The organism is Micromonospora sp. NBRC 110038, assembly GCF_020884815.1.
GTDB lineage: Bacteria > Actinomycetota > Actinomycetes > Mycobacteriales > Micromonosporaceae > Micromonospora > Micromonospora haikouensis.
Genome location: NZ_BBOL01000002.1, coordinates 840,584 through 866,464, shown reverse-complemented (window position 1 = coordinate 866,464; position 25,881 = coordinate 840,584). Strand labels below are relative to the sequence as shown.

The window sequence follows — 25,881 nt, the reverse complement described above, 5'->3', positions numbered from 1 at the left end:
GACGAAGAGTTCCAGGCACCAGGGATGTGGGCACACAGGGTCGAGTCGGCAGTCGACACCGTGGCCACGCAGCCGCACCCACCCGGGGAGGCCGGCCGGTTCGTCACCGACTTCCACCACCACGACGTTGGCGTCGGTGTCGCAGAGCTGCCCGGCGTGAGTGGCCCAGCCACCGGCGGGCAGGGACATCCGGGCACCGGCCGTGAGCGTGGTCTTCCATCCGTCTCGCACTCAGCGCTCCAATCACCAGAGAGGTTTTGCGTACGCAAAGTCATTACCGAGTGTGAGTGGGATCGGACTGGCCCGTCAAGCCTTCGCGTACGCATACTGGGACCGCGAGCTACGGAGGGGAGGCGCGAACCGTGTCGATGGGATACCGCCAGATTGCCGCCGCGCTGCGCGCGGCGATCGAAGGCGGCGACCACCCGCCGGGGTCCCGACTGCCGACTGAGCACGACCTGGCGGCGCGGTACGAGGTGTCACGCGAGACCGTCCGCCGGGCACTCGCCCAGTTGAAGACTCTTGGCCTGGTGACCACCGCGACCAGCCAGGGCACCGTCGTGGCGCATCCGCCGGTGCGGCTGACCCTCGCGCACTACGCCGGTGCCGTGGATCCGCAGCGCGAGGGCCACACCCTTGGCCCGTGGGAGACGGCGTGCGCGCAGCAGGGCGTTCCGGCCACCGTGGAGGTGACCGGCGTCGACCGGCTGCCGGCACCGGCCGCCGTGGCCGCGCGCCTCGGCGTACCGGAGGGCGCGGAGGTCATCCGTCGTGGCCGGCGCATGTTCGCCGGTGGTGATCTGGCGCAGCTTCAGGAGTCGTGGGTGCCGGCGGCGATCGCTGCGGGCACCCCGCTGGAGCAGCCAGGGAAGCTGGTCGGCGGGCTGTACGCGGCGCTGACCGCCGCCGGAGTGGTGCTCGCGACCGCCAGCGAGGAGGTGAGCGGCCGGCTGCCGACGGCGGCCGAACAGGAGGCGCTGGGGCTGCCAGAGGCCGCATCGGTGCTGGAGGTGTGGCGGGTGACCCGGGACCGGGCCGGTAGGGCGGTGGAGGTGCTCCACTCGGTGTCGGACGCACGGCGGGTGGCACGGGCGTACGACAGCCTACCTATCGGATAAGCCTGCACAGGGAGAGGCCGGAAAGGCCGCCTGAAGTCAGTTCTCGTGGGTCCGACCGCATCTCCTGGCATTTCAGCCAGCAGGCTGGTCAGACTCATTGCGGTCGCGACCCCTACGAGCGAAGATGTTGGTGGTCCTGCCTTCAACGGGCATTTCAGAAGTAAAAAGTAGGGCAATTGCTGCGCTGATTATGGCGGCTTGAACTGCCCCTGTCCCCGCTTCGCTGGGGTCTACCATGGGAATCCGAGGGTAAGCAAGGCCAAATGCGCCCAAGGCTACTGCGGGCACTAGGCGGCGAGTGATTCCCAGCGCCCGTAACCAGAAACTCCGCCGGGTGTTTCCGCTATCTTTCTGCCAGCCCTTGGAGCACAGGGATTCAATATCTTTCGTCATTTCCTCGAGGATGTGGTCGACCTCATGTGGCGCTAGGGCGTCAAATAGTCCTCGTTCATGCTCCTTAAGTCGGTGCGAGAGTGCTTCTGATCTACCGCGATATAAATTCCTGTCCGAAGTGCTTCCGCCGTAGCTCCTAATGCAGCGATCGACCTCCGCGATAATCTCGCCTCGCTGGAATCGAATGCTCGAAGCGATCCGCCTCTTTGTTGATCTCTTTCGAAACTCCGACCTGTGCTGTTCGATGAGTGACATCAATCGTAGGTACGATTCGATTCCGATGTGCGCAGGCGGTGGATAACCGTTGAACCGTCGACTGAGAATCTCGCCGGGCGATCTAAATCCTGTCAATTGACCCCATAAATCGAGAAGGGTGTTGCAGGTGGCATACAACGCGATAGCCACTACTAGTGTGCTCGCGGTGTGCGCGGCCTGAATCTTGTTGACTGCGGTCAGATCCAGCCGTTCTACTGAGGCCCTCAGTAGTGCACTCCCATCCCCGCGGATGATCCACCACGCCGCAGAGGTGGTAGCCCCCAGCCCTGCGAAACTCCCGAAAAGCGGGATGAATGAGAGCGGAGGAATGCGGGAGATCGATCCAATGAAGAAATTGAGAAGCGCCCACAAGGCGGGCGCCGAAACGCCAATGCCGGCAATTGTTAGCAAGGAGAGGGTCGTGTTGCTTAAAGATGCGGAGAGAGGTGGTATTAGAATAGCTAAGCCGATGCTGGAGTATGCGCCGATGTAAAAGAGTGCCGTCCTGAAAATCCACCTGTTGTGGACGGCTGACTGTACGGCAACGCTGCGTATAGTGAGAGCCGTAGTTCTCGAAGGTCCGCCAGTGCGAGCGCTGTGCCGGCGGACGGTATTAATCCAACTGTGGTGTAGAACCCGAGCGAGGGGAAGTGCTTGGAATGATGGCCAGTGCTTTGTCTGGAGCCAGAGATCAACCGCCACAGGCTTCAGAGAAGCCGTTGCATCTTCCCAGAATTCGACGAAAGTCGCAACCAGCCTCCGGCGCATGCCTTAGATGCTAGCGTCTTCTCTCGCCCCCGAGAACTGCTGTCGGTGACGCTGTGTGACTACTGCTGGTTGGCGGGTTGCGCTGAGATTCTGTCTATCATCAGACACTTCTGCCAGCTTGGGTTTGGGATTGATTGCCAAGCCGAGTAGAAAATCTTTTACCGGGCTTCGAAATTTCATGTGGGTATTGCCTGAAGAGTCGGTCGAGTACCGTTCCTTTCGGGTGGCGGCGAGTTGGCCGCACCCAGCCAAGCCGGGGGGCGGGGCATGGCCAGTGGATCTTGGGCGGTAGTCGTTCACCGCTGACGGAAGGTGCCCAGGGTTTGGGGTGCCCGTGAGCGGGGCGTCGGGGACTGCCCGTAAGCGCGGCGGTGCTGGAGGCGCGGCGGGGGCAACCTGCGAACGACGGAGGGCCGGTCCCCGTGGGGCCGGCCCTGTCGTCCGTGCTGCTCAGGTGAGCGGAGGATACGAGATTCGAACTCGTGAGGGTGTTAACCCAACACGCTTTCCAAGCGTGCGCCCTAGGCCTCTAGGCGAATCCTCCGTGGGACAGGATACAGGTCCCCCGCGCCCCGGCCACCCCACCACCCCCCGAAGATCGACCGGGCGTCGGGTAGGGTGGGTGTCACCTCCCGTGCGGCGGTATCTCGTGAACCTCCCCAGGGCCGGAAGGCAGCAAGGATAAGCGAGCTCTGCCGGGTGCACGGGAGGCCTTTTTGTCTCCCGGCACCGGTACGGTACGCCGCAGGCCAGGTGCCGGCCAGAGGGCGGGCCGGGGCACGGGGTGGTGGGTGGTCACCCGCGCCCGACCGGCGCAGAATGGCTCGGTCGAGAGGAGGCGGGACGCGTGACACTGGCGCTCTACCGCAAGTACCGGCCGCGCACCTTCGCCGAGGTCATCGGCCAGGAGCACGTCACCGAGCCGCTGTCGCAGGCGCTGCGCAGCGGGCGGCTCAACCACGCCTACCTCTTCTCTGGGCCGCGCGGCTGCGGCAAGACCTCCAGCGCCCGCATCCTGGCCCGTTCGCTCAACTGCGAGCAGGGCCCGACGCCGGAGCCGTGCGGGCAGTGTGACTCGTGCCGCTCGCTGGCCACCGACGGGTCCGGCTCGATCGACGTCATCGAGATCGACGCGGCCAGCCACGGCGGCGTCGACGACGCCCGCGAGCTGCGCGAGAAGGCGTTCTTCGCGCCGGCCCGCAGCCGGTTCAAGATCTACGTCATCGACGAGGCGCACATGGTCTCGTCGGCCGGCTTCAACGCCCTGCTCAAGCTGGTCGAGGAGCCCCCGGAGTACGTCAAGTTCATCTTCGCCACCACCGAGCCGGAGAAGGTCCTCGGCACGATCAAGTCGCGGACCCACCACTACCCGTTCCGGCTGATCCCGCCGAAGACGCTGCGCCCCTACCTCGAACAGCTCTGCGAGGCCGAGGGGGTGACCGTCGACCCGGCGGTCTTCCCGCTGGTGGTGCGCGCGGGCGGCGGCAGCGCCCGCGACAGCCTCTCCGTGCTCGACCAGCTCATCGCGGGCGCGGGCCCGGAGGGGGTCACCTATCCCCGGGCCGCCGCGCTGCTCGGCGTCACCGACTCGGGGCTGCTCGACGAGATGTGCGACGCCCTCGCGGCCGGCGACGGCGCGGCGGCGTACGCGACCGTGGACCGGGTGGCCGAGGCCGGGCACGATGCGCGCCGCTTCGCCTCCGACCTGCTGGAGCGCCTGCGCGACCTGATCGTCCTCCAGCAGGTGCCCGACGCCGCCGGGAAGGGCCTGATCGACGGCCCTGCCGACCAGATCGAGCGGATGACCGCGCAGGCGCAGCGGCTCGGCGCGGCGACCCTGTCCCGGTGCGCCGACATCGTGCACGACGGCCTGGTGGCCATGCGCGGCACGACCGCGCCCCGGCTGCTGCTGGAGCTGATCTGCGCCCGCATGCTGCTGCCGGGCGCGGACGACTCCACCGGCGGCCTGCTCCAGCGCCTGGAGCGGATGGAGCGCCGGCTCACCCTGGGTGCCGTCGATCTGCCGCCGGCCGCCGCCGGCTCCGCGCCGGTCGCCACCGCCCCGGCGGTACGCCCCGAGCCGACCACCCCGCCTGCGGCGGCTGCCGCGCACCCGGCGCCGGCTGCGGCGTCCGCCGCCCCGGCGGCTGCCCCGGTTCCGTTAGCCGCCCCGCCGTCCGTGGCCGCCGCGGCGGCGGCCACGGTGTCCGCAGGCCCCGCCCCGGCCGTGCCCCGGCGGGAGGTCCCGCCGGAGGCGGTGATGCCCGACCCGGCGACCCCCGCCCCGCCCCGCCCCGGCGCGGCTGCGGCGGGTGCCCTGGACGCCGTCGCAGTGCGCCGGTCCTGGCCCGAGGTGGTCGGCAAGGTCAACCGGACCAACAAGCGGATCGCGGCGCTGATGCGCGACGCGGTCGTCCGGGAACTGGACGGCGACGCGCTGGTGCTGACGGTCAAGTCGACGGTGCTGGCGAAGATGATGTCCGACCACGCGGCGGTGCTGACCGACGCGCTCTACGAGGAGTTCGGCGGGCGCTGGCAGATCCGCTGCGAGGTCTCCGGCGAGCGGGGTGGCGCGTCGCTGGGCGGCGGCTCCCGGGGGCCCGCCCCCGCCCCGCCCCGCCCCGCCCCGGCCCCGCCCGTGCCCCCCGCATCCGCGGCCCACGCGCCCGCCACGAACGCCCGCCCGTCGACCGGTGCCGCGCCGGGACCCACCGGAGGTGGCGGTGTCGCCCCGGCCGGCGGTGCCGCCGGCGCTGACGAGGAATGGCCCGAGCCGGCCCGCCCCGGCGGGGCCGCCGCTCCCGCCGCGAGCGCCCCGGCCGGGGACGACTGGCCGGAGGCGGCCCGCCCGGGTGGCTCCGCCCCCGCCGCGCCGCCGGCCACGGCCCCGCCCGGCGGGCCCACCCCGGCCGCCGCCGCCCCGGCGACGTCGCCCAACGGCACCGCCCACGGCGCTGCGGGCAACGGTGCCGCTCCGGCGACGCCGGCCAACGGTGCCGCCGCGCGTGGTGCCGCCCCCGCCGCGCCGGCCAACGGCGCCGCTCCGGGCGGCAGGGCTCCCGCTGCCGGCAGCGGGCTCGCCGCCGCGCGGGCTGCGGCGGCCGGCCGGGGCGCGCGTACCCAGAACGGGGCCCGCAAGACCGCGGACGCCGACTGGGCGGGCGAGCCGCCCTACGACCCGGACTACGACGGGCCGGTGCGCGGCGGTGGCCGCCCGGGCCCGGCGGCGTCGGCCGCCCCGACCTACGAGGGTTTCGACCCGGGCGACGAGCCGCTCGACGAGGTGATCGACGAGCGGACGGCCCGGCAGTCCAGCGAGGAGCAGGCGGTGCAGCTGCTCCGGGAGGCGTTCGGCGCGGAGAAGATCGACGAGGTGGACGCCCGCTGACGCGGGCGTCGCCCGTGCCAGGCGACAGTCCGCGCCCCGGTTAGGCTGGGCGCGGTCGAGCAGACGAGTGCGAGAAGGAGCCATCCGTGCGCCCAGGTGGACAGCCGAACATGCAGCAGATGCTGAAGCAGGCGCAGAAGATGCAGCAGCAGATCGCCAAGGCCCAGGCCGAGCTTGCCGAGGCCGAGCTGACCGGCACCGCCGGGGGTGGCCTGGTCGCCGTGACGGTCTCCGGCTCCGGCGACGTCAAGAGCATCAAGATCGACCCGAAGGCGGTCGACCCGGAGGACGTGGAGACGCTGGAGGACCTGGTGGTCGCCGCGCTGCACAACGCCGCCGAGGCGGCCCGGGCGCTGACGGAGCAGAAGATGGGCCCGGTCGCGGGCGGGATGGGCGGCCTCGGCCTGCCCGGCTTCTGAGCCGGCCGACGCAGATGTACGAAGGTGCCATCCAGGACCTGATCGACGAGCTGGGGCGGCTGCCGGGCGTGGGCCCGAAGAGCGCGCAGCGGATCGCCTTCCACGTCCTGTCGGCCGACCCGGCCGACATCAACCGGCTGGCCGGCGCGCTGCGCAAGGTCAAGGACCTGGTGCGCTTCTGCACCACCTGCTACAACGTCGCCGAGTCCGAGCAGTGCCGGATCTGCCGCGACCCGCGCCGCAGCGACGAGGTGCTCTGCGTGGTCGAGGAGCCCAAGGACGTCGTGGCGATCGAGCGCACGGGTGAGTTCCGGGGCCGCTACCACGTGCTCGGCGGCGCGATCAACCCGCTGGAGGGGATCGGGCCGGACAACCTGCGCATCCGCGAGCTGATGACCCGGCTGGGCGGCGGCGCGGTGCGCGAGCTGATCCTGGCCACCGACCCGAACACCGAGGGCGAGGCGACGGCGACGTACCTGGCGCTGATGGTCAAGCCGATGGGCATCTCGGTGACCCGGCTGGCCAGCGGCCTGCCGGTGGGCGGCGACCTGGAGTACGCCGACGAGATCACCCTCGGCCGCGCGTTCGAGGGGCGCCGGGCGGTCTGACACCAGGTGCCCCCAGGGGCAGGGGCGACGTAACAGTTTGGCATCGTGGTTTCGGATCGTTCGGCGAGACGTGCCGTTCACCTTCGATTCTTCGGTCGTCTAGCGGCTGGGACACGATCCGATACCAACCCGTACCGAGCCAGTTTCGGGGCGGTCCGCCCGGGGGCTATGGTCACGCCCATCGGTGACCCCTGTCACCACGTTGTCCGTACCCCCAAGGACGAGGTGAAGCACCCATGCGTGCACCCAGGCCGAAGGTCGCTGTCGCGGCCGTCGCGGTCGCGGCCCTCGCGGTAGCAGGCTGCGCCGAGAGCAACCGCGATGACAACTCCGGCGGTAGCAAGAAGGACACCATGGTCTTCGGCGTGGCCGGCGACCCGAAGGTCCTCGACCCCAGCTTCGCCAGCGACGGCGAGTCGCTGCGCGTGGCGCGCCAGGTCTTCGAGACGCTGGTCCGGCCGGAGGAGGGTGGCACGAAGGTCACCCCGGGGCTGGCCGAGTCCTGGACCCCGGACGCCGCCGGCACCACGTGGACGTTCAAGCTGCGCTCCGGCGTGAAGTTCCACGACGGCACCGACTTCAACGCCGAGGCCGTCTGCGCCAACTTCGACCGCTGGTACAACGCGAAGGGTCTCATGCAGAGCCCCGACGTGACCGCGTACTGGCAGGACGTCATGGGCGGCTTCGCCAAGAACGAGGACCCGGAGCTGCCGCCGAGCCTCTTCAAGTCCTGCACCGCCAAGGACGCCACCACCGTGGACCTGGCGTTCACCCGGGTCTCCAGCAAGATCCCGGCCGCGCTGATGCTGCCCTCGTTCTCGATCCACAGCCCGAAGGCGCTCCAGCAGTACGACGCCAGCAACGTCGGCGGCACCGCCGAGGACATCAAGTACCCGCCGTACGCGACGGAGCACCCGACCGGCACCGGCCCGTTCAAGTTCAAGTCCTGGGACGTCGCCAACAAGACGCTCACCATCGAGCGCAACGACGACTACTACGGCACCAAGGCCAAGCTGAAGACCCTGATCTTCAAGACCATCTCCGACGAGAACGCGCGCAAGCAGGCGCTGCGCTCCGGCGACATCCAGGGGTACGACCTGGTCGGCCCGGCCGACGTCGAGCCGCTGAAGACCGAGGGCTTCAACGTCCTCACCCGCCCGGCGTTCAACGTCCTCTACCTGGCCATCAACCAGAAGGGGAACCCGAAGCTCGCCGACCTCAAGGTCCGGCAGGCGATCGCGCACGCGCTCAACCGGCAGGCGCTGGTCGACTCGAAGCTGCCCCCGGGCGCGAAGGTCGCGCTGAACTTCATGCCCGACACCGTCGAGGGCTTCAACGGCGACGTCACCAAGTACGACTACAACCCGGAGAAGGCCAAGGCGCTGCTGGCCGAGGCCGGCGCGTCGAACCTGACGCTGAAGTTCCACTACCCGACCGAGGTCACCCGGCCGTACATGCCGAACCCGAAGGACATCTTCGAGCTGCTCTCGGCGGACCTCAAGGCGGTCGGCATCAACGTCGAGGCCATCCCGCTGAAGTGGAGCCCCGACTACCTGAACGCCACCACCTCCGGCACCAAGCACGACCTGCACTTCCTCGGCTGGACCGGTGACTACGGCGACGCCTACAACTTCATCGGCACCTTCTTCGACCGGCCGAAGGACGAGTGGGGCTTCACCAACGCCCAGCTCTTCGCCCAGTTCAAGGACGCGGACACCACCGCCGACCAGGCGGCCCGGGTGGAGAAGTACAAGGCCCTCAACAAGGCGATCATGGACCTGCTGCCGGGTGTGCCGATCTCGCACTCGCCGCCGGCGATCGTGTTCGGCAAGGACGTGACCGGGATCAAGGCGAGCCCGCTCACCGACGAGCGGTTCTCGACCGGCGAGTTCAAGTCCTGACCTGACGCAAGGACCACGGGCGGGCGCCGTTACCCACGGCGCCCGCCCGCAGCCCTCCGTACCCCTTTCGAGGCCGCCGTGTTCCGGTTCATCGTCAGACGCCTGCTCCAGCTGATACCGACGCTGTTCGGGCTCTCCCTCCTGTTGTTCATCTGGCTCCGGCGGCTGCCCGGCGGCCCCGAGACCGCCATCCTCGGCGAGCGCGGCACCCCGGAGATGCGCGCCGCCATCCGCCGCAACCTCGGCCTCGACGAGCCGATCCTGATCCAGTACGGCCGGTTCGTCCGGCGACTGATCAAACTGGACCTGGGCACCTCGACCTCCACCAAGCGCCCGGTCGTCACCGAGTTCTTCGAGCGGTTCCCCGGCACCGTCGAGCTGACCGTGATGGCCATGATCATCGCCATCGGCATCGGCATCCCGCTGGGCTACCTGGCCGCCCGCCGCCGGGGCCGGCTGTTCGACCACCTGTCGGTCGGCGGCTCGCTGATCGGCATCTGCATCCCGGTGTTCTTCCTCGCGTACGTGCTCAAGGCCCTCTTCTCGGAGAACCTCGGCTGGTTCCCGTCCAGCGGCCGGCAGGACCCGACCCTCGGGGCGACCCGGATCACCAACTTCTTCGTCCTCGACGGGCTGATGACCCGGGAGTGGGACGCCGCCGCCGACGCCCTCTGGCACCTGGTGCTGCCGGGCCTCGCGCTGGCGAGCATCCCCCTGGCGATCATCGTCCGGATCACCCGGGCCAGCGTGCTGGAGGTCCTCAACGAGGACTTCGTCCGCACCGCCGAGGCCAAGGGCCTGACCGAGTCGACGGTCCGCCGCCGGCACGTGCTGCGCAACGCCATGCTCCCCGTGGTCACCTCGATCGGCCTGCTCACCGGCGGCCTGCTCTCCGGCGCGGTGCTGACCGAGACCGTCTTCGCCTTCAGCGGGATCGGGGCGTTCGTCGCCGAGGCGATCAGCCAGCGCGACTATCCCGTGCTGATGGGCTTCATCCTGATCATCGCGGTGGTGTACGTGCTGGTGAACCTCCTCGTGGACCTCTCCTACAGCGTGATCGACCCGAGGGTGAGGGTGCGATGACGATCAGCACCGGCAAGAAGCGCGAGAAGATCGACCGGCTCGCCGAGCTGGCCGCCCGGGACGACGAGCGCGGCGTGAGCCTCTGGCGGGAGGCGTTCCGCCGGCTGCGGCGCAACCCGGCCGCGATCGTCGGCGCGGTCATCCTGGCCCTGTTCCTGCTGATCGCGATCGTCGGCCCGTTCCTCGTCCCCTACCCGGCCGACGCCCAGCTGTGGAAGGGCGAGATCCGGGACAACATCGGCTACTTCCCGGGCCCCCGGGCCGACAACTGGTTCGGCGTCGACCACATCGGCCGCGACGAGTTCAGCCGCATGATCGTCGGTGCCCGGCAGACGCTGTTCGTCGGCGTGGTCTCCACGCTGATCGGCCTGGCCGTCGGGTCGCTCATCGGCGGCATCGCCGGGGCCAGCGCCGGCCTCGGCGGCAAGTGGGGCCGGGCCGTCGACAACACCCTCATGCGCTTCGTCGACATGCTGCTGGCCATGCCGAGCCTGCTGCTGGCCATCAGCATCGCCGCGCTGCTCGGCGCGGGCCTCACCACCGTCATGATCGCGGTCGGCGTGGTCTCCGTGCCGGTCTTCGCCCGGCTGCTGCGCGGGTCGATGATCTCCCAGTCGAACAGCGACTACGTGCTCGCCGCGACGTCGCTGGGCGTGCGGAAGCCGAAGATCGCCCTGACCCACGTGGTGCCGAACTCGCTCGCCCCCGTCATCGTCCAGGCGACGCTGACCCTGGCCACCGCGATCATCGAGGCCGCGGCGCTGTCGTTCCTCGGCCTGGGCAACAACGACGCATCCATCCCCGAGTGGGGCGTGATGCTCGCCGACGCGCAGCGCTACCTCGACGCCGCGCCCCGGCTCGCCATCCTGCCCGCCCTCGCCATCATCGTCACCGCGCTCGGCTTCACCCTGCTCGGCGAGGCGATGCGCGAGGCCCTCGACCCGAAGCTGCGGAAGTAGGTCGGCTGTCGTGTGTGCAGCGCGAGGAGTGAGCTTGCGAGCCCCGCAGTCGCAAACGGAAGGCCGATAATGGCACTGCTCGAAGTGGACGACCTCTCCGTCACCTTCGCCCGGCGCGGTCAGCGCACCGTGCACGCCGTCGACGGGGTCTCCTTCTCCGTCGACGCGGGCGAGGTGGTCGGCCTCGTCGGCGAGTCCGGCTGCGGCAAGAGCGTCACGTCGCTGGCGATCATGGGTCTGCTGCCCAGGCAGCCCGGCCTGCGGGTCGGCGGCAGGGCCGTCTTCGACGGCACGGACCTGCTCCAGCTCGACGACCGGTCCCGGCGCGACATCCGGGGCCGGGACGTCGCGATGATCTTCCAGGATCCGCTCTCCTCGCTGAACCCGGTCATCCCGATCGGGCTCCAGGTGACCGAGGTGCTCACCCGGCACCGGGGGATGAAGGGGGAGGCGGCCCAGAAGGAGGCCGCCGACCTGCTCGACCGGGTCGGCATCCCCGACCCGCGCCGCCGGCTCAAGGAATACCCGCACCAGCTCTCCGGCGGCATGCGGCAGCGGGCCCTGATCGCCATGGCGGTGGCCTGCCAGCCCCGGCTGCTCATCGCCGACGAGCCGACCACCGCGCTCGACGTCACCATCCAGGCGCAGATCCTGGAGCTGCTCAAGGAACTGGTCCGGGACTCCGGCACCGCGCTCGTGATGATCACCCACGACCTGGGGGTGGTCGCCGGCATGTGCGACACGATCAACGTGCTGTACGCCGGCCGGGTGGTGGAGACGGCCCGCCGCCGCCCGCTGTTCCGCGAGCCGCGGCACCCGTACACCGTGGGGTTGCTCGGCTCGGTGCCGCGCCTGGACGCCGGGCGCGGCGAACGGCTCAACCCCATCCCCGGCTCCGTGCGGGACGTGCTGGCCTGGCCGGACGGCTGCGCCTTCGCCCCGCGCTGCACCCGCCGGGTCGACGAGTGCGTGGGGGCGCCGCCGGAGCTGACGCTCACCTACGACGGCCGCAGCTACCGGTGCGTCAACCCGGCCCCGGTCCCCGGCACGCCGCCCCCGGCGGCGACCGGTGCCGGCGCGCCGGCCCCCGCCACCGACGCGACCGGCGGCCCGGTGCCCGCACCGCGCGAGGAGGAGAAGCCGTGACCGAGAGCGACATCCTCGTCGAGGTCCGCGACCTGAAGGTGCACTTCCCGATCAAGCGGGGGCTGATCCTCGACCGGGTCGTCGGCCACGTGAAGGCCGTCGACGGCGTCGACCTGAGCATCCCGCGCGGCAAGACGTACGGGCTGGTCGGCGAGTCCGGCTGCGGCAAGTCCACGCTCGGCCGGGCGCTGCTCCAGCTCACCCCGCCCACCGGCGGCGAGGTCCGCTTCGACGGCGTCGAGCTGACCACCCTGGCGGCGGGGAAGCTGCGCACCATGCGCCGCCGGATGCAGATGATCTTCCAGGACCCGATGTCGAGCCTCGACCCCCGGCAGAACGTCGAGTCGATCCTCACCGAGGGGTTGCAGACCCACGGCATCGGCACCGACCGGGACGACCGGCGGCGGATCATCGGCGAGACCCTCGACGCCGTCGGGCTGCCCCGGTGGGCGCTGTCCCGCTACCCGCACGAGTTCTCCGGCGGCCAGCGGCAGCGCATCGGCATCGCCCGGGCCCTCGTGCTCGGCCCCGAGCTGATCGTCGCCGACGAGCCCGTCTCCGCCCTGGACGTCTCCATCCAGGCCCAGGTGGTGAACCTGCTCGACGAGCTCCAGGACAACCTCGGCCTGACGTACCTGGTGATCGCGCACGACCTCGCCGTGGTCAAGCACATCTCCGACGTCGTCGGCGTCATGTACCTGGGCGCGCTGGTCGAGGAGGCGCCGAGCGACCGGCTCTACAGTGAGCCGCTGCACCCGTACACGCGGGCGCTCATGTCGGCCGTGCCCGTGCCGGACCCGGACGTCGAGGACCGGCGGGAACGCATCCTGCTCGCCGGTGACCTGCCCTCGCCGGCCAACCCGCCGTCGGGCTGCCGCTTCCACACCCGCTGCCCGTGGGCCCAGCCGACCCGCTGCGCCGACGAGCGGCCGGCGCTGCGGGAGATCGGCGGCAGCCGGGTCGCCTGCCACTTTGCGGAGCGGATCGCCAGCGGCGAGCTGCGCCCGCACAAGGTGAGCGCCCAGATCGTGCGGCCCGAGGGCGAGGGCGAGGACCCGGCGGTCGTCTCGGCCCCCACGGAACCCGGCTCCTACGTCTGAGGTGCAAGGAAGGGCCCCCTGTCAACGCTTGCTGTATGGCAGGGGACCCTTCCTGACATCTGCGGGCGGTCAGCCCTCCGGGCGGTCGAGCAGGCCGACGGCGATCGTGTGCACGGCGTCCAGCCCGGCCGGGTCGGCCAACGGAGCCCGCCCGCCGGTGACGGCGTACCACTCGTCGGCCTCCCGGTACTGCACGCGCAGGGCGACCTGGCCGTCGGCGTACTCGGTGCGCAGGGTCAGCTCGCCGGTCACCACGCCGACCTCGTCGGTCATCACGCCGCCGGGGCCGGGCACGATGTCGGCCGTACGGCTCGACGCCCCGCCCCCGGGAGCGCCCGCGTCCGGGGCCTGCCCCGGTGCCGGTGCCGCCCCGGCCTCGCCCGTCACGGCTTGCTCGCCCATGTGCAGCCCCCCAACATGTCGGACAGGGCGGCCTTCTCGGCACTGGTCACCGTCAGCCGCCAGTGGTGCTTCACCGTCACCCAGTCCTCGGCGTACTGGCACCAGTACGACCGGTTCGCCGGTTTCCACTGCGACGGATCCTGGTCACCCTTGGACCGGTTGGAGGACGCCGAAACGGCGATGAGCTGCGGTCGCGTGAGATCGTTGGCGAAGTCGCCCCGCTTGGCGTCGTCCCACTCGTCGGCACCCGAGCGCCACGCGTTGGCCAGCGGGACCGTGTGGTCGATGTCCACGTCGGAGGGGTCGGTGAACGTCCGGCCGTCGTACACGCTCTCCCAGCGGCCCGCGACCACGTTGCAGCCGGAGAACCGGATGTCCTTGCCGTCCCGCTTCAGCACGCTGTCGCGTACGTCGCAGTTCTTGCCGGTGTCCCGCCAGTGCGGGAAGCGGCTGCGGCTGTAGCCCTTCATCGACCCCGCGCTCGCCACGGTGAGCTGGTCGAGCATCTGCCCGACGTTGCCCCCGCCGCCGCTGGGCGCGGCCTCCGGCTCGTCGACCACCTCGCAGCCGGCGGTCGCGACGGCCAGCGCCACGGCGAGCGCGGCGACCACGGCCGCGCGACGTCCTGATCTGGTACGCACAGACGACACCTCTCCAGCTTGCGGGCTCCCGGCGATTGCGCACAGTACCCCGGCACCGTTTCCATGATTCGTGGCGTCCGGCAAATCGGCCGGAGGAACACTGGTACCCGTGACCGCACCCACACCGCCCCACGCGCCCGCGCTCCGGATGGGCACCCCCGCCGGCCGGGGCACCCTGCTCGCCGCCATCCTCGCCTCCGGCATGGTCTTCCTGGACAGCACGGTGGTCAACGTCGCGCTGCCCCGCCTCGGTGCGGACCTCGGCGCCACCGTGGCCGGTCTCCAGTGGACCGTCAACGGCTACCTGTTGATGCTGGCCGCGTTCGTGCTGCTCGGCGGGGCGCTGGGCGACCGCTTCGGGCGGCGGCGGGTCTTCCTCCTCGGGGTGGTCTGGTTCGCCGTCGCCTCTGCGCTGTGCGGCCTGGCCCAGGGCACCGGCTGGCTGGTCGCGGCCCGGTTCCTCCAAGGGGCCGGCGGCGCGCTGCTCACCCCCGGCTCGCTGTCGGTGCTCCAGTCCAGCTTCCACCCCGACGACCGGGGCCGGGCCATCGGCACCTGGTCCGGGCTCGCCGGGGTCTCCACCGCGCTCGGCCCGTTCGTCGGCGGCTGGCTGATCGACGCCCTGTCCTGGCGGTGGATCTTCTTCATCAACCTGCCGCTGGCCGTGCCGGTGGTCCTCGCCGCGCTGCGCTGGGCACCCGAGAGCCGCGACGTCGACGCCTCGCGTACCGGATCGGGCCGGCGACGGTTCGACGTGGCCGGCGCGCTGCTCGGCGCGCTCGGCCTCGGTGGCGTGACGTACGCCCTGATCGACGCACCGGCCCGCGGGGTGACCTCGCTGCCGGTGCTGGCGTCGGTGCTGGTCGGCGTGCTCGCCGCCGTGGCGTTCGTGCTGGTGGAACGCCGCCGGGGCGACACCGCGATGCTGCCCACCGGCCTGTTCGGCAGCCGGCTCTTCTCGGTGCTGAACGTCTTCACGGTGGTGGTGTACGCGGCCCTCGGCGGGTTCACCTTCTTCCTCTCCGTCTACCTGCAGAACGTCGTCGGCTGGTCGGCCATGCTCACCGGCCTGGCCACCGTGCCGATGACGGTGCTGCTGCTGGTCGGCTCGTCGCGGGCCGGCGCGCTGTCGGCCCGGATCGGGCCCCGGCTGCCGCTGACGATCGGGCCGGTCGTGGCCGCGCTCGGCCTGCTGCTGCTGCGCGGGGTGTCCCCGGGCGCGTCGTACTGGACGGACGTGCTGCCCGGGGTGACCCTCTTCGGCCTCGGCCTCACCCTCGTGGTGGCCCCGCTGACCGCCTCGGTGCTGGCCGCCGTCGCGGACCGGTTCGCCGGGGTGGCCAGCGGGTTCAACAACGCCGCGTCGCGGGCCGGCGGCCTGCTCGCGGTGGCCGCGCTGCCGCTGCTGGTCGGGCTGAGCGGCACCGGGTACGAGCAGGCAGCGGCGCTGACCGACGCGTTCCGGGGGGCGATGCTCTGGTGCGCGGGCGGGCTGCTGGCGGGCGCGGCGATGGCCGGCCTGCTGATCCACCGCCCCAGGTGAGCGGCAGCGCCCATGGGGAAGGGCCCCCTGCTACGCGGAAAGCGTCAACAGGGGGCCCTTCCTCGCACCTCAGGCGCGGGCGCGGTTGACGGCGCTGGTGACCGCCTTCACGGAGGCGGTGACGATGTTCGCGTCCACCCCGACGCCCCACACCGTGCGACCGTCCACCTCGCACTCGACGTACGCGGCGGCCTGCGCGTCGCCGCCGGAGGAGAGCGCGTGCTCGTGGTAGTCGAGCACCCGTACCGCCACGCCCACCGACTCCAGCGCGTTGACGTACGCGTCGATGGGGCCGTTGCCGACGGCGGTCAGCGACCGGGTGTCCGACCCGCCGACGCCGACCCGGGCCTCGATCTCGACCTTGCCGTCGACGGTGCCGATGGCGTAGCCGGCCAGCGTCAGCGCCGGGTCGCTCTGGTGGTCGACCAGGTAGTGCCCGGCGAAGATGTCCCACATGGTGCCGGGGTCGACCTCGCCGCCGCCGTGGTCGGTGACCTGCTGGACCACGCCGGAGAACTCGATCTGCAGGCGGCGGGGCAGGTCGAGCTGGTGCTCGCTCTTCATGATGTACGCGACGCCGCCCTTGCCGGACTGCGAGTTGACCCGGATGACCGCCTCGTAGGTGCGGCCCAGGTCCTTCGGGTCGACCGGCAGGTAGGGCACGGCCCAGGCGAACTCGTCGACCGGCACCCCGGCCGCCGCCGCGTCGGCGTGCAGGGCGTCGAAGCCCTTCTTGATGGCGTCCTGGTGGGAGCCGGAGAAGGCGGTGTAGACCAGGTCGCCCGCGTACGGGTGGCGTTCGTGCACCGGCAGCTGGTTGCAGTACTCGACGGCCCGCTTGATCTCGTCGATGTTCGAGAAGTCGATCATCGGGTCGATGCCCTGGGAGAACAGGTTGAGCCCCAGCGTCACCAGGTCGACGTTGCCCGTGCGCTCGCCGTTGCCGAACAGGCAGCCCTCGATCCGGTCCGCGCCGGCCAGCAGGCCCAGCTCGGCGGCGGCCACGCCGGTGCCCCGGTCGTTGTGCGGGTGCAGGCTCAGCACCAGGCTGTCGCGGCGGGGCAGGCGACGGTGCATCCACTCGATCGAGTCGGCGTACACGTTGGGGGTGGCCATCTCGACGGTCGCCGGCAGGTTGATGATCAGCTTGCGGTCCGGGGTCGGGTCGATCACCTCGATCACCGCCGAGCAGACCTGGAGCGCGTACTCCAGCTCGGTGCCCGTGTACGACTCCGGAGAGTATTCGTAGTAGATCTCCGTGTCGGGGGTGTGGATCTCCGCGTACTTCTGGCAGAGCCGCGCGCCGCTGGTGGCGATGTCGGTGATGCCGTCCCGGTCCAGGCCGAAGACCACCCGACGCTGGAGCGTGGAGGTCGAGTTGTAGAAGTGCACGATGGCCCGCTTCGCGCCGCGCAGCGACTCGAACGTCCGGTCGATCAGGTGCTCCCGGCACTGGGTGAGCACCTGGATGGTCACGTCGTCGGGGATCAGGTCCTGCTCGATGAGCTGCCGGACGAAGTCGTAGTCGGTCTGGCTAGCCGACGGGAAGCCGACCTCGATCTCCTTGTAGCCCATCTGCACCAGCAGCTGGAACATCCGGCGCTTGCGCTCGGGGGACATCGGGTCGATCAGGGCCTGGTTGCCGTCGCGCAGGTCCACGGCGCACCAGCGGGGCGCGGCCTCGACGTGCCGCGTCGGCCAGGTGCGGTCGGGCAGGTCGATCCGGAACTGCTGCTGGTAGGGCTGGTAACGGTGGTACGGCATCCGGCTGGGGCGCTGCCGGGCGAAGGGATCAGCGTCGGTGTCGGAGGTGGTGGCGGGTTGAGCCATGGCGGAGTGTTCCCCCTGAGTCAGGTGGCGTCAGCAATCGGAAGGCCGGCGACGGTGCGGCAGCGGCGGCTGGGCCGGTGCGGCGACGGTGCCGGGGCCGGCGCGGGGCGCCGACGGGAGGTTCGGATCTGCTGGACGGCGCGCTTCGACTCCGCGACGAGGTGCCGGCCGGTCAGGCCTCGTCGCGGCGACCAAGGAGAAGGTACGCCCGCCACATGACAGAGTGACCCTACGTGATGGGACGGGGGGTGGGAAGGCCGGTCCGCAGATTGAGACGGGAGTCGCAGCCGGCGGACATTCCTGCTGCTCCGACGCGGCGACCCCCGGCCGCGAGCGACCGGTGGCCGTCCCAGCTCGGCGTCACGCTCGGCCCCGCATCCGGCGCAGCTCAGCGCAGCAGCAGGTCGGCCAGGGGCCGGCGGCGGCGCAGGCCGACCTCCTGTTCCCGCAGCGCGGCGGGCAGGCTGGACGGGTCGCCGAGCCGGCCCACCGCCGCCACCACCAGCGGGCGGACACCGGCCGGCAGGTCCAGGTCGGCGGCGAGCCCGGCGTGGTCGAAGCCGGCGATCTGGCGCACGTAGAGCCCGAGCGCGGTGGCCTGCACGGTCAGGTGGGCCACCGCCTGGCCCAGGTCGTACGCCGCGCCGGTGCCGGCGTCGCGGGCGGCACCGCCGCCCGCGCCGGTGCCGGCGGCGAGGTGGGCGCCGAGCAGCAGGGCGGCGGCGTGCCGGGCCCACGGCTGGTCGTCCTCGGGCAGGTTGACCAGGATGCGTTTCCAGGTCTCGTCGTCCCGGTGGCCGAGGGCGAACCGCCACGGCTGGCCGTTGTCCGCCGAGGGTGCCCAGCGGGCCGCCTCCAGCAGCGAGGCGGCCTCGTCGGCGGTCAGCGTGGCGGCGGGGTCGAACGCCCGGGGGCTCCAGCGGAACGCGAGCAGCGGGGTCAGGTCAGCCATGGATCAAGCATGCCGTATCGGACTTTTCACCCCGCCCACGGGTTGGGCGAATGTGGCCGGAGCCACCCGTAACGGACAGTCGTTCAGGGCGTTGCCGTGCCCGACGGCGTCTCCGCCGAGGACTCCGCCGAGGGCTCCGGCGCGGCGACGCCGAGCGGCTCGCCGTCGGTGACCGGGCCGGCCAGCTGCACCGTCGCGGGCCCCGGGCCGGCCGGCCCGGCCAGGACGAGCGTGCCGCCGGTGGTCCGCACCGCCGTCGGGGTGCCGTCCGGGGCGTAGCAGTAGATGCCGACGTCCAGCGGGGCGTTCAGCGAGGCCGAGGTGGTGTCGACCGAGTAACAGGACCCGCTCGCGCCCTGCGGCGGCCGGGCCGGGGAGACCGCGAGCGGGGCCCGCCGGTCGGTGAGCACCTCCAGCCAGTCGGTGAACGGGTGCTGCACCCGGGGGTCCAGCCGGTGCGGGACGGTGTCCGTCGGGTCGCCGAGGCGTACGCAGCTCGCCGGCTCCGGCCGGCCCGCCGACGGCAGGCCGCACTGGTAGAGCCCGTCGGCCGTGGCGGCGAGCGACACGTCCGCCGTGCCGCCCAGCGCCCCGCCCGGCACGTCCACCCGCCAGGTGCCGTCGGCGGCGCTGGTCACCACGATCGAGCGGTCGGAACCGGTGCCGTCGGCCAGGGTGTAGCGGGCGGTGAAGCTCCGGTCCTGGGCCGCCGCGGCCAGGGCGGCCAACTCGTCGCGGGCGGCGTCGGCGGCGGCGGGCGCGGGGTCGGTGGGCGTCGGCGGGGCCGGCGCGGGGGCCGGATCGTCGGCGCAGGCGGCGAGCAGGGCCGGCAGGACGGCGAGCGCCGCGACGCCGGTCAGCCGCCGGGCCGCGCGGAGGTGGGCGTGCACCGGGTCATTCTGCGGTGCGCGGGCCGCGCCCGGGACCCCGCCGACGCCGTTGCGTGGGCGTGTCGCGTACCCGTCGGCGGGCTGGTGAGGGCGCGGCCCGGCCGGTCGGGCGGGCCGGATGGTGGGATCACCCGACCCGGCCTTCCGGGCCGCCGGATACCCTGATGGGGTCTGACAAGGTGCCACCGGCTGGTTGCCGGCGGTGCGACACGCTCGAAGGACGCGGGGAGGGAGTGCACCGTCGTGGCACTCGTGGTGCAGAAGTACGGCGGATCCTCCGTCGCCAACGCCGAGCGGATCAAGCGGGTGGCCGAGCGCATCGTCGCCGCCCGCAAGGCCGGCGACGACGTGGTCGTGGTGGTCTCCGCCATGGGCGACACCACCGACGAGCTGCTCGACCTGGCCAACCAGGTGAGCCCGCTGCCGCCGGGCCGCGAGCTGGACATGCTGCTCACCGCCGGGGAGCGGATCTCCATGGCGCTGCTCGCCATGGCCATCCACAACCTGGGGTACGAAGCCCGCTCGTTCACCGGCTCGCAGGCCGGCGTGATCACCACCTCCGTGCACGGCAAGGCGCGGATCATCGACGTCACCCCGGGGCGGCTCAAGGGCGCGCTCGACGAGGGCGCGGTGGTCATCGTCGCCGGCTTCCAGGGCGTCTCGCAGGACACGAAGGACGTCACCACGCTGGGCCGGGGCGGCTCGGACACCACGGCCGTGGCGCTCGCCGCCGCGCTGCACGCCGACGTCTGCGAGATCTACACCGACGTCGACGGCATCTTCACCGCCGACCCCCGGATCGTGCCGAACGCCCGGCACATCCGCCACGTCACCTACGAGGAGATGCTGGAGCTGGCCGCCTGCGGCGCGAAGGTGCTGCACCTGCGCAGCGTCGAGTACGCGCGCCGCGCGGGGCTGCCGATCCACGTCCGCTCGTCATACTCGACCAACACCGGCACGATGGTCACCGGATCGATGGAGGACCTTGCTGTGGAACAGGCACTGATCACCGGCGTCGCCCACGACCGCAGCGAGGCGAAGATCACGATCGTCGGGGTGCCGGACGAGCCGGGCGCCGCCGCGCGGATCTTCGACACCGTCGCCAGCGCCGAGATCAACATCGACATGATCGTGCAGAACGTCTCCACCGAGGGCACCGGCCGCACGGACATCTCGTTCACCCTGCCCAAGACCGACGGCCCGACCGCCATGGCCGCGCTCAGCAAGATCCAGGAGCCGGTCAAGTTCAAGGGCCTGCTCTACGACGACCACGTCGGCAAGGTCTCGCTCATCGGCGCGGGGATGCGGTCGCACCCGGGCGTCGCGGCCGGCTTCTTCGCCGCCCTCGGCGCTGCCGGCGTCAACATCGAGATGATCTCCACCTCCGAGATCCGGGTCTCCGTGGTCTGCCGGGACACCGACCTCGACAAGGCCGTCCGGGCCATCCACGACGCCTTCGAGCTGGGCGGCGACACCGAGGCCGTCGTGTACGCGGGGACCGGGCGGTAACGCCGTGCCGGCGCGGCCCACCCTCGCCGTGGTCGGGGCGACCGGTGCCGTCGGCACCGTCATGTGCGAGCTGCTGTCGTCGCGGCGCGACGTGTGGGGCGAGATCCGGCTGATCGCCTCCGAGCGGTCGGTCGGGCGGCGGGTGCGCTGCCGGGGCGAGGAGCTGACCGTCGGGGCGCTCACCCCGGAGGCGTTCGACGGCGTCGACGTGGCCATGTTCGACGTGCCCGACGACGTCTCCGCCGAGTGGGCTCCGGTCGCGGTGTCCCGGGGCGCGGTGGCGGTCGACAACTCCGGCGCGTTCCGGATGGACCGCGACGTCCCGCTGGTCGTCCCCGAGATCAACCCCGAGCAGGTGCGCAACCGGCCGAGGGGGATCGTCGCCAACGCCAACTGCACCACCCTCGCGATGATCGTGGCGATCGCCCCGCTGCACCGCGAGTACGGGCTGCGCGAGCTGGTCCTGGCGTCCTACCAGGCGGTCTCCGGGGCGGGGCAGGCCGGGGTGGACGCGCTGCACCTCCAGCTCGGCAAGATCGCCGGGGACCGGGTGCTCGGCTCCCGCCCCGGCGACGTGCGGCAGGCGGTCGGCGACGAGCTGGGGCCGTTCCCCGCCCCGCTGGCGCTCAACGTGGTGCCCTGGGCCGGCTCGCTCGCCGACGGCGGGTGGTCGTCCGAGGAGCTGAAGATGCGCAACGAGTCGCGCAAGATCCTCGGCCTGCCCGACCTGAAGGTCTCCGCGACCTGCGTACGGGTGCCGGTGGTGACCGGCCACTCCGTGGCCGTGCACGCCGTTTTCGCCACCGAGGTCGACGCGGAGGGCGCCCGGGAGGCGCTGCGCAACGCCCCCGGCGTGATCCTGGTCGACGATCCGGCCGCAGGCGAGTTCCCGATGCCGATCGACGCCGTGGGCACCGACCCGTCCTGGGTCGGCCGCATCCGCCGCGCCGTCGACGACCCGCGCGCCCTCGACCTCTTCGTCACCGGCGACAACCTGCGCAAGGGCGCGGCCCTCAACACCGCCCAGATCGGCGAGCTGCTGGCCAAGGAGCTGACCGCCCGCTGACGCCCTCCCGGTGAGGCGGCCGCTCAGGCGGCGGCCAGGCGTACGCCGTCGCGCCCCTGGCGCTTGACCGCGTAGAGGGCCTGGTCGGCGCGGCGCAGGGTCTGCTCGGGCGACTCGCCCGGCCGGGGCAGGGCGACGCCGACGCTGATCGTGCGGCCGGTGCCCCGGGCCGCCTCGGCCAGCCGCTCGGCGATGCGTACCGCCTCCTCGGGGCGGTTCACCTCGATCACGGCGACGAACTCGTCCCCGCCGATCCGGTACAGCTCGTCGCCCTGACGCAGCGCCGCCTCCAGCGCTCGGGCCAGCCCCACCAGCAGCCGGTCCCCGGCCTGGTGGCCGTACGTGTCGTTGACCGCCTTGAAGCCGTCCACGTCGATGGCCAGCAGCGCCGTACGCCCCGGGGTTGCCCGCGCGATCCGCTGCCCGAACGGCCCGGTGTGCCGCAGCCCGGTCAGCGGGTCGGAGCTGGCCTGCTCGCGCAGCCGCGCCAGCGTACGCAGCCGGTCCAGGCACGTCCACGCCTGCCCGGCGAGCAGCTCCATCAGGTTGACCGTCGTCGGGTCGGGCCGCAGCAGCCGCTCGTCGGCGACCAGCAGCACCCCGCCGCCGTCGGGCGGCCCGACGGGCACCGCCACCAGGGTGCGCACCCCGGCGTCGGCGAGCGGCCGATATTCCTCCGTGGGCGGGTGCCCCGCCTCGCCCAGGGTGTAGCCGGCGCCGTGCCGGTGGGCGCGGGTCACCATCCGGTGCAGGGCCGGCGCGCCCGCCTCGGTCAGCTCGGCCCGGATGCGGGACTCCAGCTCGCCCGGTGCCCCGGTGGGCGCGCCCAGCCGGGGGCCCCTCCCGCCGCCGGACAGCAGCAGCACGGCCGCGGAGAGGGTGGAGACCTCCCGGGCCGCGCAGATGGCCGCCGTCATCAGGTCCCACTCGGTGGGGGCGGCGGTCAGCGCGGCGGCGTGCCGCAGCAGCTTCTCGCTGCGGGTCTCGGCGGGCGGGCCGCCCAGTGCGGTGATCCGGGCGCCGAGCCGGGCGGCCACGCGTTCGGCGGTCTCCCGCCACGCGTCCAGCTCGACCGGGCCGGACCACTGGAGGTCGAGCACCCCGATCGGCCGACCCGCCGGGTCGAGGACCGGCACGCAGACCTCGGCGGTCACGTCGGGGCGTACCGGGAGGTAGTCGGGGTCGGCGGCCACGTCCGCGACGGTGGCGGGCTCGCCGGAGGCGTACACCCGGCCGACGACGCCGGCCTTCGGCGGGACGGTGGCGAAGACCTGCCACGCGCCGGTGGCGGCGACGCAGCGCAGCCGGTCGCGCACCTGGAGCAGCACGGAGATCGTGGCCGGCGCGTACCGGGCCAGCGCGGTGACGGTCCACTGGCACGCCTCGACGGCGGTCGACGCCATCGGCAGGCGGACCGTGACGTCCCGGACGACCCGGTGGTGATCTACGCGCACGTGGTTCCTGACAGGGGAGGGAAGCGGCCCGACCAAGCGTACTCACCGCAGCTCAGCAGGCTGCCACCAAGATCATTTACTTCGTACACATGTGCTATCCACAGGCTGTGGACGCGGCCTGTGGACGGGGCCGTGGGCCGAGGGCGGCGGCGATAGCCTGAAGACACCGGTCGACCTGGAGGCACGCGATGCTCATCGCCCAGCTCAGCGACACCCACCTCACCACCGGTCCGCTCGCCGCCGAGCCCGCCGCCGCGCTGCACCGGGCGCTCGGCCGGGTGCTCGGCCTGCGCCCCCGACCCGACCACGTCGTCATCACCGGCGACCTCACCGAGCACGGCAGCCCCGAGGAGTACGTCGCGCTGCGCGACCTGATCGCCCGGTTCCCGGTGCCGGTGCACCTCGTCGCCGGCAACCACGACGACCGCGAGTCGCTGCTCGACATCTTCGGCGGCACCCCGCACCTCGGCGGCGGCTACCTCCCCCACTACGCCGTCGAGCAGCCCGACGCGACCATCGTCGTGCTCGACTCCGTCAGCCCCGGCGAGCCGGCGGGCCGGCTCGGCCCCGAGCAACTGGCCTGGCTCGACGAGACGCTCGCCCGCCGGCCCGGGCTGCCCGCCGTCGTCTGCCTGCACCACCCGCCCGTCCCGGTGGGCCTGCCCTACCTCGACGGCATGCGCCTGCTCGACGGCGACGACCTCGCCACGGTGGTGGCCGCCCACCCGCACGTCGTCCGGGTCGTCGCCGGGCACGTGCACCGCCCCGTCACGGTCGGCTTCGCCGGCACGGTGCTGACCACCGCGCCGAGCACCTGGCGGCAGTCGTCGCTCACCCTCGACGAGGGCGACGAGATGGGATACGCCCTCGAACCCACCGCCTTCCTGCTGCACCTCGTCGCCGACGGCGGCTGCGTCACCCACACCGTGCAGGTGAGCCACGCGGCGGCCCGCACCGGCGCGTACTGACGTGCGCGAACTTCTTTGGTACGTCGCCTACGGCTCGAACATGCACGCCGACCGGCTCGGCTGGTATCTGGGCGGGGGCCGGCCGCCGGGCGGGCTGCGGACGTACCCCGGATGTCGGGACTGCCGGCCGCCCCGCCGGTCGGCGGCGGTGCTGGTGCCCGGCGGCATCTACTTCGCAGGGGAGTCCCGGGCCTGGACCGGTGGGATGGCCTTCTACGATCCGGGGCTGCCCGGCACGGCGGCGGCGCGGGCCTGGCTGCTCACCCGGGAACAGTTCGCCGACGTCGCCGCGCAGGAGATGTACCGGGAGCCCGGCGCCGACCTCGACCTGATCGGCGTCGCGGTCGCCCACGGCCGGGCCACCCTCGGCCCGGGGCGCTACGAGACGCTGCTGTGCACCGGGCTCCGCGACGGCGTGCCGATGCTGACCTTCACCGCACCGTGGCGGGCGGCGGACGTCGAGTGGACCGCGCCCGCCCCCGGGTACCTCGCGATGCTCGCCGCCGGCCTGCGCGAGGCGCACGGCTGGGAGCCGGCACGCATCGCCGGCTACCTGGCGGGCCGCCCCGGCGTCGCCGACCGCTGGGACCCTCGGGCCGTCGACTCGTTGGTGGCGGCCACACTCGCCGGGTGAGGCTCGCCCGCCCGGGACGTGCCCCGGTACTGCCGTTCGCGTCACGCTGCGTCGCCGTTCGCCCCGTGTTCTCCCGCCGTTCGCGTCACGCTGCGTCGCCGTTCGCGCGGTCCCTCGGCACCGTTCGGCCGCGATCGGTGGGCCCTGCGGGCGTAGTTGCCGGCGCGGGTGTCGAACCATCCACAGTGGCCGTCCGACGCCGATAGCCTCTGCTCACGTTCCGCGCCGGCACCCGTCGAGGGCCGGCCGTCAGCATGTGGGGGATCGTGTTGAAGAAGAGGCTGACCGGCATCGCCGTCGCTCTCGCCGTCACCGTCGGTGGCTCGCTCACCCTGGCCGCGCCCGCGCAGGCCGCCACCCCGGCGATCCAGATCACCAAGGCCTACTACAACTCGCCGGGCACCGACGACCGGTCGAACAGCAGCCTGAACGCCGAGTACGTGAAGCTGACCAACCGCAAGACCACGACCGTCAACCTCAAGTCGTGGACGCTGCGCGACAAGTCGAGCCACATCTACACGTTCACCAGCGACTTCAAGCTCGCCGCCGGGGCCAGCGTCACCATCCACACCGGCAAGGGCACCAACACCTCGACCCACCGGTACTGGGGGTCGGGCGCGTACATCTGGAACAACAGCGGCGACACGGCGTACGTGCGCGACACGGCGGGCAAGACCATCGACTCCTGCTCGTGGGGGAGCAGCGGCAGCTACACCAACTGCTGACGCTGTCTGTTGGTCGGCCGGCTCTCATGAGGGGGGAGCCGGCCGCCAGCGGCAGACCCTCCCGGCGCTGCGCGGGCACGTGCCGCTTGGCGGGGTCAGACCCTTCGGGCGCTGCGGGGGCACGTGCCG

22 protein-coding genes, 1 tRNA gene and 1 other RNA gene are annotated in these 25,881 nt (G+C 72.1%); 17 read left to right on the top strand and 7 right to left on the bottom strand.

The annotated features are described in order from the left end of the window. Nucleotides 1–368 precede the first annotated feature (368 nt). Together LPU61_RS11625 and LPU61_RS11620 are read left to right on the top strand one after the other, a co-directional pair. Complete coding sequence (locus LPU61_RS11625) at nucleotides 369–1,118, top strand: GntR family transcriptional regulator (protein WP_229404936.1); 750 nt, start codon at nucleotides 369–371, stop codon at nucleotides 1,116–1,118. An 898-nt stretch (nucleotides 1,119–2,016) separates the two neighbouring features. Continuing rightward, nucleotides 2,017–2,259, top strand: coding sequence for a hypothetical protein (locus LPU61_RS11620; RefSeq protein ID WP_229404890.1), 243 nt, complete (start codon nucleotides 2,017–2,019; stop codon nucleotides 2,257–2,259). A 734-nt stretch (nucleotides 2,260–2,993) separates the two neighbouring features. Here the strand turns inward: LPU61_RS11620 and LPU61_RS11615 are convergent. Continuing rightward, nucleotides 2,994–3,078 (bottom strand) — tRNA-Ser (locus tag LPU61_RS11615). An 82-nt stretch (nucleotides 3,079–3,160) separates the two neighbouring features. Here LPU61_RS11615 and ffs point away from each other — a divergent pair. From ffs to LPU61_RS11570, 9 genes are all read left to right on the top strand, one after another. Next, nucleotides 3,161–3,250: signal recognition particle sRNA small type (gene ffs, locus LPU61_RS11610), an RNA gene on the top strand. Nucleotides 3,251–3,381: 131 nt separating this feature from the next. Further along, complete coding sequence (locus LPU61_RS11605) at nucleotides 3,382–5,922, top strand: DNA polymerase III subunit gamma and tau (RefSeq protein ID WP_229404889.1); 2,541 nt, start codon at nucleotides 3,382–3,384, stop codon at nucleotides 5,920–5,922. 110 nt (nucleotides 5,923–6,032) lie between these two features. Next, on the top strand, nucleotides 6,033–6,341 hold the full coding sequence (locus LPU61_RS11600; protein WP_043964883.1) for a YbaB/EbfC family nucleoid-associated protein: 309 nt from the start codon (nucleotides 6,033–6,035) through the stop codon (nucleotides 6,339–6,341). A 14-nt stretch (nucleotides 6,342–6,355) separates the two neighbouring features. Further along, the gene (gene recR, locus LPU61_RS11595) at nucleotides 6,356–6,949 is read left to right on the top strand and encodes a recombination mediator RecR (protein WP_043964885.1); all 594 of its coding nucleotides are present in this window, start codon (nucleotides 6,356–6,358) and stop codon (nucleotides 6,947–6,949) included. Nucleotides 6,950–7,185: 236 nt separating this feature from the next. Beyond that, on the top strand, nucleotides 7,186–8,850 hold the full coding sequence (locus LPU61_RS11590; protein ID WP_043964887.1) for an ABC transporter substrate-binding protein: 1,665 nt from the start codon (nucleotides 7,186–7,188) through the stop codon (nucleotides 8,848–8,850). Between the two features lie 78 nt (nucleotides 8,851–8,928). Beyond that, nucleotides 8,929–9,933: an ABC transporter permease gene (locus LPU61_RS11585; protein ID WP_043964889.1), complete on the top strand. Its 1,005-nt coding sequence runs from the start codon at nucleotides 8,929–8,931 to the stop codon at nucleotides 9,931–9,933. Continuing rightward, on the top strand, nucleotides 9,930–10,892 hold the full coding sequence (locus LPU61_RS11580; RefSeq protein ID WP_229404888.1) for an ABC transporter permease: 963 nt from the start codon (nucleotides 9,930–9,932) through the stop codon (nucleotides 10,890–10,892). The genes LPU61_RS11585 and LPU61_RS11580 overlap by 4 nt, the downstream gene beginning before the upstream one ends. A 69-nt stretch (nucleotides 10,893–10,961) precedes the next feature. Further along, a complete protein-coding gene (locus tag LPU61_RS11575; RefSeq protein WP_229404887.1) occupies nucleotides 10,962–12,038 on the top strand; it encodes an ABC transporter ATP-binding protein in 1,077 nt (358 codons plus the stop codon). Further along, complete coding sequence (locus LPU61_RS11570; RefSeq protein ID WP_043964893.1) at nucleotides 12,035–13,138, top strand: ABC transporter ATP-binding protein; 1,104 nt, start codon at nucleotides 12,035–12,037, stop codon at nucleotides 13,136–13,138. Before LPU61_RS11575 ends, LPU61_RS11570 begins: the two co-directional genes overlap by 4 nt. A gap of 69 nt (nucleotides 13,139–13,207) precedes the next feature. On the opposite strand, the gene LPU61_RS11565 is transcribed toward LPU61_RS11570, so the two are convergent. Continuing rightward, nucleotides 13,208–13,624, bottom strand: coding sequence for a hypothetical protein (locus LPU61_RS11565; RefSeq protein ID WP_374199651.1), 417 nt, complete (start codon nucleotides 13,622–13,624; stop codon nucleotides 13,208–13,210). Then, nucleotides 13,522–14,181 carry an HNH endonuclease family protein gene (locus LPU61_RS11560; RefSeq protein ID WP_043964895.1) on the bottom strand — a complete coding sequence of 220 codons (660 nt, stop codon included), beginning with the start codon at nucleotides 14,179–14,181 and terminating at the stop codon, nucleotides 13,522–13,524. Before LPU61_RS11560 ends, LPU61_RS11565 begins: the two co-directional genes overlap by 103 nt. Nucleotides 14,182–14,329: 148 nt before the next feature. Here LPU61_RS11560 and LPU61_RS11555 point away from each other — a divergent pair, with 148 nt between their 5' ends. After that, nucleotides 14,330–15,724, top strand: a complete 1,395-nt coding sequence (locus LPU61_RS11555) for an MFS transporter (RefSeq protein ID WP_043966366.1) — start codon at nucleotides 14,330–14,332, stop codon at nucleotides 15,722–15,724. Between the two features lie 69 nt (nucleotides 15,725–15,793). On the opposite strand, the gene leuA is transcribed toward LPU61_RS11555, so the two are convergent. From leuA to LPU61_RS11540, 3 genes are all read right to left on the bottom strand, one after another. Next, nucleotides 15,794–17,554 carry a 2-isopropylmalate synthase gene (leuA, locus tag LPU61_RS11550; RefSeq protein WP_229404886.1) on the bottom strand — a complete coding sequence of 587 codons (1,761 nt, stop codon included), beginning with the start codon at nucleotides 17,552–17,554 and terminating at the stop codon, nucleotides 15,794–15,796. A gap of 388 nt (nucleotides 17,555–17,942) precedes the next feature. Beyond that, nucleotides 17,943–18,506, bottom strand: coding sequence for a nitroreductase family protein (locus LPU61_RS11545; protein ID WP_229404885.1), 564 nt, complete (start codon nucleotides 18,504–18,506; stop codon nucleotides 17,943–17,945). Between the two features lie 83 nt (nucleotides 18,507–18,589). Beyond that, a complete protein-coding gene (locus LPU61_RS11540) occupies nucleotides 18,590–19,396 on the bottom strand; it encodes a hypothetical protein (protein ID WP_229404884.1) in 807 nt (268 codons plus the stop codon). Between the two features lie 243 nt (nucleotides 19,397–19,639). Here LPU61_RS11540 and LPU61_RS11535 point away from each other — a divergent pair, with 243 nt between their 5' ends. Next, on the top strand, nucleotides 19,640–20,905 hold the full coding sequence (locus LPU61_RS11535; protein ID WP_043964901.1) for an aspartate kinase: 1,266 nt from the start codon (nucleotides 19,640–19,642) through the stop codon (nucleotides 20,903–20,905). A gap of 4 nt (nucleotides 20,906–20,909) precedes the next feature. Beyond that, nucleotides 20,910–21,971, top strand: a complete 1,062-nt coding sequence (locus LPU61_RS11530) for an aspartate-semialdehyde dehydrogenase (protein ID WP_043964903.1) — start codon at nucleotides 20,910–20,912, stop codon at nucleotides 21,969–21,971. Nucleotides 21,972–21,994: 23 nt separating this feature from the next. Here the strand turns inward: LPU61_RS11530 and LPU61_RS11525 are convergent, their stop codons facing one another. After that, nucleotides 21,995–23,374, bottom strand: coding sequence for a diguanylate cyclase (locus LPU61_RS11525; protein ID WP_229404935.1), 1,380 nt, complete (start codon nucleotides 23,372–23,374; stop codon nucleotides 21,995–21,997). A gap of 239 nt (nucleotides 23,375–23,613) precedes the next feature. Here LPU61_RS11525 and LPU61_RS11520 point away from each other — a divergent pair, with 239 nt between their 5' ends. From LPU61_RS11520 to LPU61_RS11510, 3 genes are all read left to right on the top strand, one after another. Then, the gene (locus LPU61_RS11520) at nucleotides 23,614–24,393 is read left to right on the top strand and encodes a phosphodiesterase (RefSeq protein ID WP_229404883.1); all 780 of its coding nucleotides are present in this window, start codon (nucleotides 23,614–23,616) and stop codon (nucleotides 24,391–24,393) included. Between the two features lies 1 nt (nucleotide 24,394). Continuing rightward, nucleotides 24,395–25,027 (top strand): histone deacetylase, encoded by a 633-nt coding sequence (locus tag LPU61_RS11515; RefSeq protein ID WP_229404882.1) that lies wholly within the window; start codon nucleotides 24,395–24,397, stop codon nucleotides 25,025–25,027. Nucleotides 25,028–25,293: 266 nt separating this feature from the next. After that, a complete protein-coding gene (locus tag LPU61_RS11510; protein ID WP_229404881.1) occupies nucleotides 25,294–25,752 on the top strand; it encodes a lamin tail domain-containing protein in 459 nt (152 codons plus the stop codon). Nucleotides 25,753–25,881: the final 129 nt, after the last annotated feature.